12 protein-coding genes and 1 other annotated feature are annotated in these 14,402 nt (G+C 43.6%); all 12 genes read left to right on the top strand.

Annotated elements, in window-relative coordinates; all coding sequences use genetic code 11:
- The first annotated feature begins 10 nt into the window (after window positions 1–10).
- The 12 genes from icd (at window position 11) to EP58_RS02220 (ending at window position 14,402) form a co-directional block, all read left to right on the top strand.
- Window positions 11–1,279, top strand: coding sequence for an NADP-dependent isocitrate dehydrogenase (gene icd / locus EP58_RS02275; protein WP_036089504.1), 1,269 nt, complete (start codon window positions 11–13; stop codon window positions 1,277–1,279).
- 149 nt (window positions 1,280–1,428) lie between these two features.
- Window positions 1,429–4,056: a DNA polymerase I gene (gene polA, locus EP58_RS02270; RefSeq protein ID WP_036089502.1), complete on the top strand. Its 2,628-nt coding sequence runs from the start codon at window positions 1,429–1,431 to the stop codon at window positions 4,054–4,056.
- A gap of 21 nt (window positions 4,057–4,077) precedes the next feature.
- The gene (gene mutM / locus EP58_RS02265; RefSeq protein ID WP_036089501.1) at window positions 4,078–4,899 is read left to right on the top strand and encodes a DNA-formamidopyrimidine glycosylase; all 822 of its coding nucleotides are present in this window, start codon (window positions 4,078–4,080) and stop codon (window positions 4,897–4,899) included.
- 9 nt (window positions 4,900–4,908) lie between these two features.
- On the top strand, window positions 4,909–5,505 hold the full coding sequence (gene coaE / locus EP58_RS02260) for a dephospho-CoA kinase (protein WP_036089499.1): 597 nt from the start codon (window positions 4,909–4,911) through the stop codon (window positions 5,503–5,505).
- A 64-nt stretch (window positions 5,506–5,569) separates the two neighbouring features.
- Window positions 5,570–6,028: a transcriptional regulator NrdR gene (nrdR, locus tag EP58_RS02255; protein ID WP_036089498.1), complete on the top strand. Its 459-nt coding sequence runs from the start codon at window positions 5,570–5,572 to the stop codon at window positions 6,026–6,028.
- A 21-nt stretch (window positions 6,029–6,049) separates the two neighbouring features.
- Window positions 6,050–7,447: a replication initiation and membrane attachment family protein gene (locus EP58_RS02250; RefSeq protein ID WP_036089496.1), complete on the top strand. Its 1,398-nt coding sequence runs from the start codon at window positions 6,050–6,052 to the stop codon at window positions 7,445–7,447.
- A 5-nt stretch (window positions 7,448–7,452) separates the two neighbouring features.
- On the top strand, window positions 7,453–8,376 hold the full coding sequence (dnaI, locus tag EP58_RS02245) for a primosomal protein DnaI (RefSeq protein WP_036079331.1): 924 nt from the start codon (window positions 7,453–7,455) through the stop codon (window positions 8,374–8,376).
- 60 nt (window positions 8,377–8,436) lie between these two features.
- Window positions 8,437–8,670 (top strand) — a binding site (T-box leader).
- A 101-nt stretch (window positions 8,671–8,771) separates the two neighbouring features.
- The gene (gene thrS / locus EP58_RS02240) at window positions 8,772–10,694 is read left to right on the top strand and encodes a threonine--tRNA ligase (RefSeq protein WP_036089495.1); all 1,923 of its coding nucleotides are present in this window, start codon (window positions 8,772–8,774) and stop codon (window positions 10,692–10,694) included.
- A gap of 99 nt (window positions 10,695–10,793) precedes the next feature.
- Window positions 10,794–11,378: a ribosome biogenesis GTP-binding protein YihA/YsxC gene (yihA, locus tag EP58_RS02235; RefSeq protein ID WP_036089494.1), complete on the top strand. Its 585-nt coding sequence runs from the start codon at window positions 10,794–10,796 to the stop codon at window positions 11,376–11,378.
- A 96-nt stretch (window positions 11,379–11,474) separates the two neighbouring features.
- Window positions 11,475–12,773: a glutamyl-tRNA reductase gene (hemA, locus tag EP58_RS02230; RefSeq protein ID WP_036089493.1), complete on the top strand. Its 1,299-nt coding sequence runs from the start codon at window positions 11,475–11,477 to the stop codon at window positions 12,771–12,773.
- Window positions 12,770–13,702, top strand: coding sequence for a hydroxymethylbilane synthase (gene hemC, locus EP58_RS02225; protein WP_036089492.1), 933 nt, complete (start codon window positions 12,770–12,772; stop codon window positions 13,700–13,702). The genes hemA and hemC overlap by 4 nt, the downstream gene beginning before the upstream one ends.
- Window positions 13,695–14,402, top strand: a complete 708-nt coding sequence (locus EP58_RS02220; RefSeq protein WP_036089491.1) for a uroporphyrinogen-III synthase — start codon at window positions 13,695–13,697, stop codon at window positions 14,400–14,402. Before hemC ends, EP58_RS02220 begins: the two co-directional genes overlap by 8 nt.

Below are 14,402 nucleotides of genomic sequence, written 5' to 3'. Positions count from 1 at the left end.
GGAAATTCATTTGACACAAGGTGAAAAAATTCAAGTAGTAGACGGTGTTTTAAAAACGCCAAATAATCCAGTAATTCCGTTTATCGAAGGCGATGGCACAGGTCCAGACATTTGGCGTGCCGCTAAGCGCGTACTTGATGCGGCTGTTGAAAAAGCATATAACGGCGAGAAGCAAATCGATTGGAAAGAAGTTTTAGCGGGAGAAAAGGCGTTCAATCAAACGGGCGAATGGTTACCGCAAGCAACACTCGATACAATCGATGAATATTTAATCGCGATTAAAGGACCACTTACAACGCCAATTGGGGGTGGAATTCGTTCGCTAAACGTGGCGCTACGTCAAGAATTAGATCTATACGTATGCCTGCGTCCGGTTCGCTATTTTACAGGGGTTCCATCTCCGGTGAAGCGTCCTGAGGATACAGATATGGTTATTTTCCGGGAGAATACGGAAGATATTTATGCTGGGATTGAGTTTAAAGAAGGCAGCGATGAAGCGAAGAAATTGATTGCTTTCTTGCGCGATGAATTTGGCGTGAATAAAATCCGTTTCCCTGAAACATCAGGAATTGGCGTGAAACCTGTTTCAAAAGAAGGCACAGAGCGCTTAGTTCGCGCGGCGATTGAGTATGCGATTAGAGAAAACCGCAAATCATTGACGCTTGTGCATAAAGGAAACATTATGAAGTTCACAGAAGGCGCGTTCAAAACGTGGGGCTATGACCTTGCAGAACGCGAATTTGGCGATAAAGTCTTCACTTGGTCTGAATATGACCGTATCGTGGAAGCAGAAGGTGTGGACGCGGCTAATGCGAAGCAAGACGCGGCACTCGCGGCAGGTAAAATCTTAGTCAAAGATTCGATTGCGGATATATTCTTACAACAAATTTTGACACGTCCAGCGGAATTTGATGTTGTGGCGACGATGAACTTGAATGGGGATTATATTTCTGATGCGCTCGCGGCTCAAGTTGGCGGCATTGGTATCGCGCCTGGTGCGAATATTAACTATTTGACGGGACATGCGATTTTTGAGGCGACGCATGGTACGGCTCCGAAATACGCAAACCTTGACAAAGTGAATCCATCCTCGGTTATCCTTTCTGGGACGTTGCTACTCGAGCATATCGGATGGGGCGAGGCGGCGACTTTGATTATTAAATCGATGGAAAAAACAATCGCTGACAAAACGGTTACTTACGACTTCGCACGTTTGATGGACGGCGCGACAGAAGTGAAATGTTCCGAGTTTGCAGATGCGTTGATTCGTAATTTTTAAGCGATAAAGGATACCGTGTTTTGAAGTGAGAGAGAACGTGTGGCTCTTGTTTCAAAACATGGTTTTTTTGTGTGCCTGAATAAAGGCGCATTCAGTGTTTCTATGTTAAAATGGACATAATGAGCGCTAAATTTTGAGGAGGAATCCCTGTGAATAAACTTGTACTAATTGATGGAAATAGTATCGCGAATCGTGCTTTTTACGCGTTGCCGCTTTTGAGCAATGATAAGGGCGTGTACACGAACGCGGTGTATGGTTTTGCGATGATGATTATGAATGTGTTGGAAAAAGAGCAGCCGGACCATGTGTTGGTGGCTTTTGATGCGGGGAAAACGACTTTTCGGCATAGTCAGTATAAAGAGTACAAAGGTGGACGCCAGAAGACGCCAAGTGAGCTGTCTGAGCAGTTTCCGTTTATTCGCGAGTTGCTGGATGCGTATTCGATTCCGCGCTATGAACTGCCGAATTATGAGGCGGATGACATTATTGGAACGATTACGAAACACGCTGAAAAAGACGGGCTAGAGGTCGTTGTGATTACGGGGGATCGCGATTTAACGCAGCTCGCGAGCGATAAAACAACGGTGTATATTACGAAAAAAGGCATCACGGATATGGAGCAAAATACACCGGCGAGTTTGAAAGAAAAATATGATCTTATGCCGGAGCAAATCATTGATATGAAAGGCTTAATGGGCGATGCTTCCGATAATATTCCTGGAATTCCTGGCGTCGGCGAGAAAACGGCATTAAAATTACTACATCAATTTGGCACGGTAGAAGAAGTACTAGCCAATGCCGATCAAATTTCGGGTAAAAAGCTACAAGAAAAAGTAATGGATAATAAAGAATCAGCCGTAATGAGTAAAGAATTGGCGACAATCAACACGGATTCGCCACTAGAAATTAAAGTCGCGGATCTGAAATATACTGGCTACGATACGGAAAAAGTGGTGCCGTTACTGAAAGAACTTGGTTTTGCGACACTTTTGAAAAATATACAGGGGGAATCGAGCGAACCGGAGAAAGAAATGGAGAGCCTCTCGTTTGAAATAGTAGATGAGATTACGGCGGAACATCTGAGCGACAAAACCGCGATTTATGTCGAATTGGATAATGACAACTACCATACGGCACCGTTTATTGGGATTGCGTTTCATTCGGAAGCGGGTACATTTTTCGCAAATGCGGATGCGCTCACAAAGTCTCCAGCATTGAAAACGTGGCTGGAAGATCCGAAAAAAGAAAAAGTCGTATACGATGCGAAGAAAACGATTGTCGGGCTTTCCAAATTTGATATTGCGGTCGACGGTATCGAATTCGATATTATGCTCGCTTCTTATTTACTCAACCCATCCGACACGATTGGTGATTTTGCGAGTGTTGCAGTGAGTCACGATTTCGACGCGGTGAAAACGGATGAATTGGTGTACGGAAAAGGGGCAAAACGCGCGATTCCAGAAGAAGCCATTGTTGCGGAACATCTGGCGCGTAAAGTTGTCGCCGTTTCCGAATTAGAGAAAAAAATGCGTACGGAACTCGAAAATAATGAGCAGTTAGGCTTATTTGAAGACCTCGAATTACCGCTATCCAAGGTTTTAGCGAAAATAGAAATGTACGGCGTCAAAGTGGACACGGCGCGTCTAGAAGATATGAAAGTTGAGTTGGCAGGCCGATTAAGCGAACTCGAAAAAACGATTCATGAGTATGCAGGATCTGAATTCAACATCAATTCGCCGAAACAATTAGGCGTTATCCTGTTCGAAAATCTAGGGCTCCCAGCAGAAAAGAAAACGAAAACAGGCTATTCCACATCCGCCGACGTCCTTGAAAAACTGGCAGGATCGCATCCAATCATTGAAAGCATCCTGATGTACCGTCAACTTGGCAAACTCCAATCAACCTACATCGAAGGCTTGCTAAAAGTGACACATCAAGATACGCAAAAAGTATACACGCGTTTTAACCAGACATTGGCGCAAACAGGCCGTTTGAGCTCTGTTGACCCGAACCTGCAAAATATCCCGATTCGTTTGGAAGAAGGCCGCAAAATTCGTCAAGTCTTTGTCCCATCTGAACCAGGTTGGAAGATTTTTTCTGCGGATTACTCACAAGTCGAACTACGCGTTTTGGCGCATATTTCAGAAGATGAGAACCTACAATACGCCTTCAAACACGACTATGATATCCATACAAAAACTGCGATGGACGTTTTCCACGTGGAGCAGGAAGAAGTCGATTCGTTGATGCGCCGCCAAGCAAAAGCCGTCAATTTTGGTATCGTATATGGCATTAGTGATTACGGTTTATCGCAGAATCTAGGTATTACGCGGAAAGAAGCACGGGATTTTATCGATCGTTATTTTGCGAGTTATCCTGGCGTAAAAGAGTACATGGAAGAAATTGTGCGTTCTGCGAAGGAAAAAGGCTATGTTGAAACGATTTTGCATCGTCGCCGTTATATTCCTGAAATCACGAGTCGCAACTTCAACGTTCGTGGATTTGCCGAAAGAACCGCGATGAATACACCGATTCAAGGAAGTGCCGCGGATATTATCAAAAAAGCGATGATTCTCATGAATGACCGTCTTATCTCGGAGAAACTCGAAGCACGTTTGCTACTCCAAGTGCACGATGAGCTCATTTTTGAAGCACCAGAAAGCGAAATCGCGAAACTCGAAGAAATCGTTCCCGATGTGATGGAGAATGCCGTCGCGCTTTCTGTCCCACTCAAAGTCGATAGTTCTTTCGGAGACACGTGGTACGACGCGAAATAACAGAAGTAAGGGGTTAAAATCATGCCAGAATTACCAGAAGTAGAAAACGTTCGGGCAACACTCGCCGAACTTGTTATAGGAAAAGAAATCGATCAAGTTATCGTCGGCGTTCCAAAGATGATCGTCGGCATGCCAGCAGAACAATTTGTTGGGAATATGATCGGGCAAAAAATCGAAGCCGTTCGCCGTCGCGGCAAGTTTCTGCTAATCGACACAACGGATGGCACGCTTTTATCGCATTTGCGCATGGAGGGCAAGTACCGTCTCAATAATGCGACAGATCCAGTGGACAAGCACACACACGTCACGTTCCACTTCACGGATAACACAGAACTACGCTACCTTGATGTCCGGAAGTTTGGCACGATGGAACTCGTATTAAAAGGGCAAGAAGGACTCACCAAATCTATCCAAAAACTCGGACCAGAACCGCTTTCCGACACGTTTGAAAAGAGCGCTTTTGCGATGAAACTAATGAAATCAGGTCGCGCCGTCAAAACCGTTTTGCTGGATCAAAGTCTTGTTGCGGGTATCGGAAATATTTACGCGGATGAGGTTTGTTTTCAGGCGCGGGTACTTCCGGAAAGACCGGCGAACACATTAACGCCAGCTGAAATCACGCGACTTTATGAGAGTACTAGGTCAATCATGGCAGAAGCAGTCGCACTCGGAGGTTCCACCATTCGTACGTATGTGAACTCACAAGGAAAGATTGGCGGTTATCAAGATAAACTGCAAGTCTACGGCGAAAAAGACAATCCGTGTCCGGTTTGTGGCACGCCAATTGTGAAAATCAAACTGAATGGCAGGGGCACGCATTTTTGCCCGAAATGTCAGAAATAGGTGACGCGGATGGCTTATATTATTGGATTAACAGGCGGAATTGCAAGCGGGAAAAGCACGGTTAGTCAGATGCTTCATGAAGCTGGTTTTCCAATTGTTGACGCGGATATCGCTGCTCGAAAAGTTGTCGAGGCTGGGACGGAAGGCGCGAAGCAAATCAGAGCCACTTTTGGCGCGGAGGTTTTTCAAGAGAACGGGGAGCTTGATCGGCAGAAGTTGGGTAGCATTATTTTTCACGATAGTGAGAAGCGGGAAGTTTTAAACGCGATTGTGCACCCGCTTGTAAGGCGCTGGATGTTGGCTGAACGGGATCGATGGATAGCCGCTGGACATGATATTATCGTTTTTGATATTCCACTTTTGATAGAGAGTAAGCTGCAAGAAATGGTAGATACGATTGTCGTTGTTTTTGTGGATGAAAAGACGCAATTAGAGCGTTTGATGAAGCGGAATAATTTAGGGAAAAGCGAGGCACAAGCTAGAATCGCCAGCCAATTACCGCTAGCTGAAAAAATAAAACAGGCAGATATTGTGATTGATAATTCACAGAGTTTAGCCGAAACAGAACAACAAGTAAGCGCGCTAGTCCGCACCTTTTCAAAGTAGAAGCTTTGGTGGGAGTCGTGGTATACTAGGGAAAAGGAATCACATAAAATAGGAGTGGATGACAATGAAATGTCCATCTTGTAAAGGCAATAGCTCACGCGTTGTGGATTCAAGACCGGCGGATGATGGCAATTCCATTCGACGTCGCAGAGAATGTGAAACGTGCGGCTTTCGCTTCACCACATTCGAAAAAGTAGAAGAAAGCCCGCTTATCGTCGTCAAAAAAGACGGTGTTCGTGAAGAGTTTGCCAGAGAGAAAATATTGCGCGGCCTCATTCGTGCTTGTGAAAAGCGGCCGGTCTCCGTGGAACAATTGGAAGACGTCGTGAACGCAGTCGAACGCGAGCTACGAAGCATCGGTGAAAGTGAAGTATCTTCGCATTTGATCGGTGAGAAATTAATGGATAAATTGGCGGTTTTAGACGAGGTTGCCTATGTGCGATTTGCCTCGGTTTACCGCCAGTTCAAGGATATCAGCGTTTTTGTGGAAGAACTAAAAGATTTAATGAATAAGACAAAATAGGAGTAAGAAAGGTGAAGTAGAGTGGCAGAATTTTGGATGGAGTTACAGCCGGTCGATAGCTATCAAGTGAAGGCGAATGGTGTTTTATCAGAAAAAGACCGCAAAATCATGACTTTTTTATATCAGCCGCTAATGGGAGCAGAATGTTTGGCGCTCTACGACACGCTTGTCACAGAGGTGGAGGAGAACCGCCTTTGGTCCGAGAGCCATAGTCATACCCAGCTGCTAAACTTGCTCGGGATCAGCTTGTCGAACCTTTTCCAAGCACGATTGAAGCTAGAGGGGTTGGGCTTGTTGCGGAGTTTCGTGCAGACGACCGGCGAATCCCGACATTACATATACGAAATGGCAGCACCGCTTTCTCCTGAGCAGTTTTTTTCCGACGGGTTATTGAATATTTATTTATATAGCAAAATTGGAAACGCACAGTACCAACGATTGCGCCGCTTTTTTTCCGATGAACCGATGTCAGAAGATGGTTTTGATGAGGTGACGCGTTCGTTTCAGGATGTATTTGAGACGTTTCAAGGGAGCGAATTGCCGGTGAGTACGGTCGCGAATGGCGAACCTGTTGGGCGTGCGGTATCGCGAGGTGTCACGCTCGATGACAAAGCATTTGATTTTGCGGTGATGCTCCAAAGTTTATCGCCGACGATGTTATCACGAAATGCGGTGACGGAAGAAGTTCGCGCGTGCATTCTGAAACTGCACGCGATTTATGCGGTGGAAGAGCTCGATATGGTGCATTATTTGTATCGATCGGTGCAAGCAGACGGTTCGCTAGATCTAGACTATTTGCGCAAAATTGTACGAGATGGCTACCAGTTGCAACATAACCGCTTGCCGGAATTAAAAGCGAAAACCGAGCCTAAAGTCGCGTCACAAGATCTGCAGCCGCAAGAAGGTGCGTCGGATACAGAAGCGCTTGCTTATTATTTGGAAAACGTGACGCCATATCAATTGATGGTCGATATTAGCGATGGGGCAGTGCCTGCAGAGACCGACCTTAAAGTCATTGATGAAGTTTTGGCGCAACAGAATTTGCCGATTCCAGTCATGAATGTATTGATTGAATATGTTTTGCTTCGACTAGACGGTAAAATTTCTAAAAACTACATGATGACCATCGCAGCTCACTGGAAACGTAAAAAAGTACAGACCGCCAAAGAAGCGATGGAAATGGCTTGGGCTGAGCATGAAAAATATAAGAAACTTCAAGAAGAAGGCACGCAGAAACCGCCGGCCAATTATCGCAATAACAACCGTAAATTCAATCAAACAGGACGCAAAGAAATTTTGCCAGATTGGTTTGATAAAGAAGAAGTGAAACCAGTTGAAAAAGAAATGACTGTCCGCGAAAAATCGACGCTCGACAAGCAAGTTGAAGAGATGAAAAAACGCTTAAAAGAAGGTAGGTGACGAAGATGGATAAAATCGAAAGAACGCTCGGTCAGCTCTTCCAAGGTCGCGATTTTGAAAAACAATATGAAACATTGAAGCAGCAAGTTTTTGCTTATGGGCCGGTGAAGCAGTTTCTAAACGAGCACCAATCAGAGCTAAACGAACAAATCATCAATCAGAACTTATCCAAGCTTTACGAATTTATGACGGAGCACGAGAAGTATCAGCAAAAAGAAGATACATTGATGCCTGGTTACGCGCCGCGACTTAGTTTGAACGGCGACTATATCACGGTCACATATTACCCGACCGAGGAGAAAATTCAGGCAGACCGACAGCGCGCGATAGAAAAACGCATCCGGTCTCTATATATGCCGAAGCAAGTGATGGAGGCAACATTGGATGATTTTTCAATCGATAATGAGTCGCGTAGTGCGGCATTTTTAGCGGCTGGTGAATTTTTAAGCACCTATGAAAAAGGCGCCACTGGTATGCAAAAAGGTCTCTATATTCACGGCAGTTTCGGAACGGGAAAATCGTATTTACTTGGTGCTATGGCAAAGGATTTGGCGCTAAAAGGAATCTCAACAACGCTCGTATATCTACCAGAATTTATGCGTGAAATCAAGCAATCGATAGCGGATAACAGCGTCGGTGAAAAAATCCAGTTCGCGAAAGAAACCGATATTTTGATGTTAGATGATATTGGCGCGGAATCGATGACGACATGGACGCGTGATGAAGTGCTGGGAGCCATTTTGCAGTTCCGGATGCAAGAAGAATTGCCAACGTTTTTCTCGTCTAATTACAGTATGGAGCATCTAGAAAACCACTTGATGTTTTCGAATAATGGCACGGAAGAACGCATGAAGGCCCGCCGAATTATGGAACGGATTCGTTACTTGTCGAAAGAAGTAGAACTGGATGGCAGAAATAGGCGCTATTAAATTTTTTAGTACTAAAGCTTGCCATTTTGTCCAATCCGATTTATAATACAGGTAATGATGAAACAAGTATTGATAAGGACAACATTTTATTAGCGTCTGATTCACAGAGAAGGAGGCATTGCTGAGAACCTCCTAATTAGCCAGTAAAGTGACCCCCTTTGAACTTTTCATTCGAAATTGGGTATTCCCAGTAGTAGTTTGAGACGGATCACACCGTTAACTGTGACAAGAGTAGAATTTTTCGGAATTCTTGAATCTTGGGTGGAACCACGTGTTGAAAGACTCGTCCCTTGCATAAGCTAGGGATGGGTCTTTTTTTGTTCCCCAAAAAGTTAGAATGTGCTTGAAAGAAGTCCGCGTTTCGTCTAAAAAATTGGAAGAAGGAGTCGAAGAAAATGAAAATTACATTTCCAGATGGTGCAGTAAAAGAATTTGAGGCAGGCGTTTCCACAGCAGATATCGCCGCGTCCATCAGCCCAGGCCTCAAGAAAAAGGCATTAGCAGGTAAAGTGAACGGAACATTGGTCGACTTAGTAACACCGATTCTTGAGGATTCAAAAATCGAAATTGTGACTCCGGATCACGAAGACGCGCTGCAAATTTTGCGACATAGTTCCGCGCATTTACTAGCTCAAGCTTTAAAACGTTTATATCCAGGTATTACTTTTGGGGTAGGTCCAGCTATCGATTCTGGTTTCTACTATGACGTCGATACGGAAGTGGCGATCAGCGAAGAAACTTTCCCGGTAATCGAAAAAGAAATGCAAAACATCATTCGTGAAAATTTGCCGATTACACGTGAAGAAGTCTCCCGCGATGAAGCGATCAAACGTTTCAAAGCAATCGGTGATAACTATAAATTAGAACTTATCGAAGCGATTCCAGCAGAGGAAACAGTGACTATCTATACACAAGGCGAATTTTTCGACCTATGTCGTGGTGTGCACGTTCCATCAACTGGTAAAATTCAAGTATTCCAATTGCTAAGTGTGGCTGGTGCTTACTGGCGCGGCGATAGCAATAACAAAATGTTGCAACGTATTTACGGAACAGCCTTTTTCGATAAAAATGGTTTGAAAGAATTTCTACGTCTGCAACAAGAGGCGAAAGAGCGTGATCACCGCAAACTTGGTAAAGAGTTGGAGTTATTTGCGAATAGTCAAGAAGTTGGACAAGGCTTACCGCTATGGCTTCCAAAAGGTGCGACAATCCGCCGCGTGATCGAGCGTTACATCGTTGATAAAGAGGAACGCCTAGGCTACAACCACGTTTACACTCCAATTATGGCAAACGTAGAGCTTTACAAAACAAGCGGTCACTGGGATCACTATCATGAAGACATGTTCCCAACAATGAAAATGGACAATGAAGAGCTTGTGCTTCGTCCGATGAACTGTCCGCATCACATGATGATTTACAAAAATGACATTCACAGTTATCGCGAATTACCAATCCGCATCGCAGAACTTGGTATGATGCATCGCTATGAAATGAGTGGCGCGCTTTCAGGCTTACAACGGGTTCGCGGTATGACTCTAAATGACGCGCATGTATTCGTTCGCCCAGATCAAATTCAAGACGAATTCAAACGTGTTGTCGAACTTATTTTAGCTGTGTACAAAGATTTCGCGATTACAGATTATAGTTTCCGTCTAAGCTATCGCGATCCTGAAAACACGGAGAAATATTTCGATGACGACGCGATGTGGGAAAAAGCGCAAGGCATGTTGAAAGACGCGATGGACGACATGGGCTTGGATTACTATGAAGCAGATGGCGAAGCTGCATTCTACGGGCCAAAACTTGACGTTATGGTGAAAACTGCAATTGGCAAAGACGAAACATTATCTACTGTCCAACTTGATTTCCTGCTTCCAGAACGCTTTGACTTAACTTATATCGGCGAAGATGGCGAAAAACACCGTCCAGTCGTGATTCACCGTGGCGTTGTCTCAACAATGGAACGCTTCGTTGCCTACTTGATTGAGGAATATAAAGGCGCGTTCCCAACATGGTTGGCACCGATCCAAATGGAGCTTATCCCAGTTAGCATCGATGCACATATGGATCACAGCAAAGCGCTGAAAGATAAGTTAATGTATGCCGGTTTCCGCGTGGAAGTCGACGAACGCAATGAAAAACTTGGTTACAAGATTCGCGAAGCACAAACAAAGAAAATCCCGTATGCGCTCGTTATCGGTGATCAAGAGGTAGAGAACAACACAGTCAACGTACGTAAATATGGCGAGAAAGATTCAGAAACATTACCACTAGACGAATTCATCGCACGCGTACAAGCAGAAGTATCGCAAATCTAGTTTTCAAGGAAGGTTCTCCCATCAGCGGAGAGCCTTTTTGCTTAATTTGCATAATTCCGTTATACTTAAAAAAGATCATTTTAGATAAAGGTGGAAACTATGAATATAAATAATGTAGAACTTGTAATAAGTGCTGTTTGGAAAGAGCAGTATCCAGATGGCGGTTTGCCAGAGTTTGCGCTCGCAGGTCGTTCGAATGTCGGGAAATCTTCTTTCATTAACACGATGATTCGCCGTAAAAGTATGGCCAGAATCTCGCAAAAACCAGGGAAAACGCAAACATTGAACTTTTATAAAATTGAAGATTCCTTTTTCTTCGTCGATGTTCCAGGATACGGTTTTGCCAAAGTCTCTAAGAAGGAACGTCAAAAATGGGGCGAGATGATTGAAACATACATGACGAGCAGAACGCCTCTTAAAGCAGTGATTCAGATTGTAGATTTACGTCATAAGCCAACCGAAGATGACCGGAACATGTATGAATTTTTGAAATACTATCAGATTCCAGCTATCGTTATTGCTACAAAAGCTGATAAAATTCCGCGTAGCAAATGGCATAAAAACATGAAAATAGTGAAAGAAGCACTAGATTTCGATCCAGAAGATGGTTTTGTGATGTTTTCCTCTGAAACAAAGATGGGCAAAGAAGAAGCTTGGAAATTAATTGAAGAAGCAATGCAGTAAGTCGTTGCGATTATTCACAAGCGAACAAGTTGGCGCCCGTTCTAAAAAGTGATAGAATGAAGCTTGAATTTATTAATGTAAAAAGGGGGCTTATTGATGTACATTCTCTCTGTCGGTCTAAATCATACAAGCGCGCCAATCGAAATACGAGAACGGTTAGCTTTCAATCCAGAAGAAGAGGAAATGGCATTGGTTTCCTTGCATCAAGAAAAAAGTATTTTAGAAAATGTTATTATATCGACATGTAACCGTACTGAAATTTTTGCTGTGGTGGATCAACTCCATACAGGAAGATACTATATTAAGCGTTTCTTAGCCAATTGGTTCCAAATGGATATGCAAATTTTGGAGCCTTATTTGCTGTTTTTTGAAGAAGAAGAGGCCGTGAAACATCTGTATCGCGTCACAAGTGGTTTGGACTCTTTGATTATCGGTGAAACGCAGATTCTTGGTCAGGTCAAGGACGCGTTCACAAGCGCGCAAACAATCGGAACAACGGGAACAATTTTAAATCAACTATTCCGCGAGTCAGTTCATTTCGCCAAAAACGTACACCATACGATGAAAATCAACGAAAATGCAGTGTCTATTAGTTATGCCGCGGTGGAAGTCGTGAAAAAAGCATGTATGGATGTTGCAAATAAGAAAACAGTCATTGTCGGCGCTGGGAAAATGGGCGTGCTAGCGATTCAGAACATGCTTGGAGCCAAAATAGCTGATGTCACGCTGTTAAATAGAACGAGCGCGCGCGCGGAAGATGTGGCAGAAAAGTTAGGTATCCAGTGGTCGGATTACGCTAGCTTGAGCGAACAACTAAAGCATGCAGACATTGTCATTACTTCCACATCAGCAACGACACCAATCATCACCCAAAATATGATAGCTGAGCGTGAAAAAGCGCTTGTCATTATAGATATTGCTTTACCGCGAAACGTTGAAGCGACATGTGCAGAGATTCCCAATGTGACGTTGTTTGACATTGACGACTTAGGTGATGTCATCCAAGAAAACACACAACAACGGCAAGCAATGGTCATCGAAATCGAAGCACAAATTGAAGAAGCTTGCGTGAATTTTTATGAATGGGAGAAACAGCTCGGCGTTGTTCCAATCATTAAAGATCTACGTGAAAAAGCGTTGGCATTACAAGCAGAAACGATGCAGAGTCTTTCGAATAAATTGCCAAACCTATCAGATCGGGAACAAGTCATTGTCGGTAAACACATGAAGAGTATCATTAATCAGTTACTGAAACATCCAATTTCTGAATTAAAAGAGATGGCAACAAGTGCAGATGCCGCGCATGACATTGAAGTTTTCCAAAATATATTTGACCTTCAAAAAACAGAAGAAACGATAGAAATAACTAAAGAAAAAGTTGGTGAAAAAGCATGACTCGAAAAATTATTGTTGGTTCAAGACGCAGCCAACTAGCTTTAACGCAGACAAAATGGGTGATTGCAAAACTTCAAGAACAATTTCCAGAAATAAGTTTTGAGATTGAGGAAATTGTGACAAAAGGCGATCGTATTTTAGATGTTACATTGAGCAAAGTTGGTGGCAAGGGCCTTTTTGTGTCGGAAGTAGAAGATGCGCTGATTGCAAAGCGAATTGATTTCGCTGTACATAGTATGAAAGATGTCCCATCTGAGCTAGCCGGTGGACTAATGATTGGTGCCATTCCAAAACGTGAGAATCCACTGGACTGCCTTATTTTTAAGCAGGGAAATAGCTTAGATAGTTTGGCTAATGGTGCTGTCATTGGGACAAGTAGTTTGCGACGTGCTGCGCAATTATTGCATGTACGACCAGATTTAAACATTAAGCCCATTCGCGGGAATATTGATACAAGGCTTAGGAAGTTGCGGGAAGAGGATTTTGACGCAATCGTGCTAGCAGTTGCTGGATTGAAACGCATGGATTGGCTAGATAAGCTGGAGCAAGGTTATGCTTTCTTGGATGAATCGATTTGTTTACCAGCTGTTGGACAGGGAGCACTTGCGATTGAGTGTCGCGCAGATGATACCGTTGTCAAAGAGATGCTCGCACTATTGAATGATGAGGGAACAAACCTTGCCGTAACAGCAGAACGCACACTTTTAAAAGCATTAGATGGCGGTTGTGAAATTCCAATTGCTGGTCACGCGACTGTAAAAGATGGTTCTTTAGAGTTAAAAGGTCTGGTTAGTTCTGTTGATGGCAAGTTATTTTATCAAATTACAGAACAGGGAGAAGACCCTAAGGCGCTTGGTTTAAGTGTAGCGGATCAGCTTATCCAACTTGGTGCTAAAGAGGTTATTCAAGGATTAAGAGATAATGTCTAAACACGTTTTATTAACACGTGAAGCTTCGAAAAATATGCCTTGGCTAGATGTGTTGGAAAGCGCAGGGTTTCGTGCTTCGGCAGTTCCGATGATTGAGACTAGGCCACACCCGTGCGACGAGGTTTTAGACGAATACGATTGGATTATATTCACAAGTGCAAACACAGTTCGTTATTTTTTTGAGCAACAAGCAGTAATCCCTAAAAAAATAAAAATAGCAGTGATCGGTGAGAAAACAACGGAGGCACTTGCTTTATACGGTTACTCGCCTCATTTTCATCCGTCATTATTTACAACGGATGTGTTTATTGAAGAATGGCTAGCGCTTGGTTTAGTATCGCAACTTATTTTCCTTCCAAAAAGCAATATCGCGCGTGATGAAATTGCGAAACGCTTCGCTCAATCAGGGCATTTAGTCAAAGAAAGCGTGATTTATGAAACTGGTTTTCCAGAAGAATCTATCAATCAGTTACAATCGGTTATGCATTACCAGCCCATCGATATCGCGATATTTGCTAGCCCTTCTGCATGGCGCCATTTTCTGAAAAGCTATACCGGAGATATCAAATCTTTAAAAATCGCATCCATCGGCCCAGTAACAACCGAGGCGATTAAAAAATCTGGTTTTTCGGTCGCATATGAGCCAGATAACTATACAATGCAACAAATATGCGAATTATTAATAGAAGGAGAGATATGA

It is taken from the genome of Paenilisteria newyorkensis, assembly GCF_000766145.1.
Lineage (GTDB): Bacteria > Bacillota > Bacilli > Lactobacillales > Listeriaceae > Listeria_A > Listeria_A newyorkensis.
This window is presented reverse-complemented; position numbering and strand designations above follow the sequence as displayed.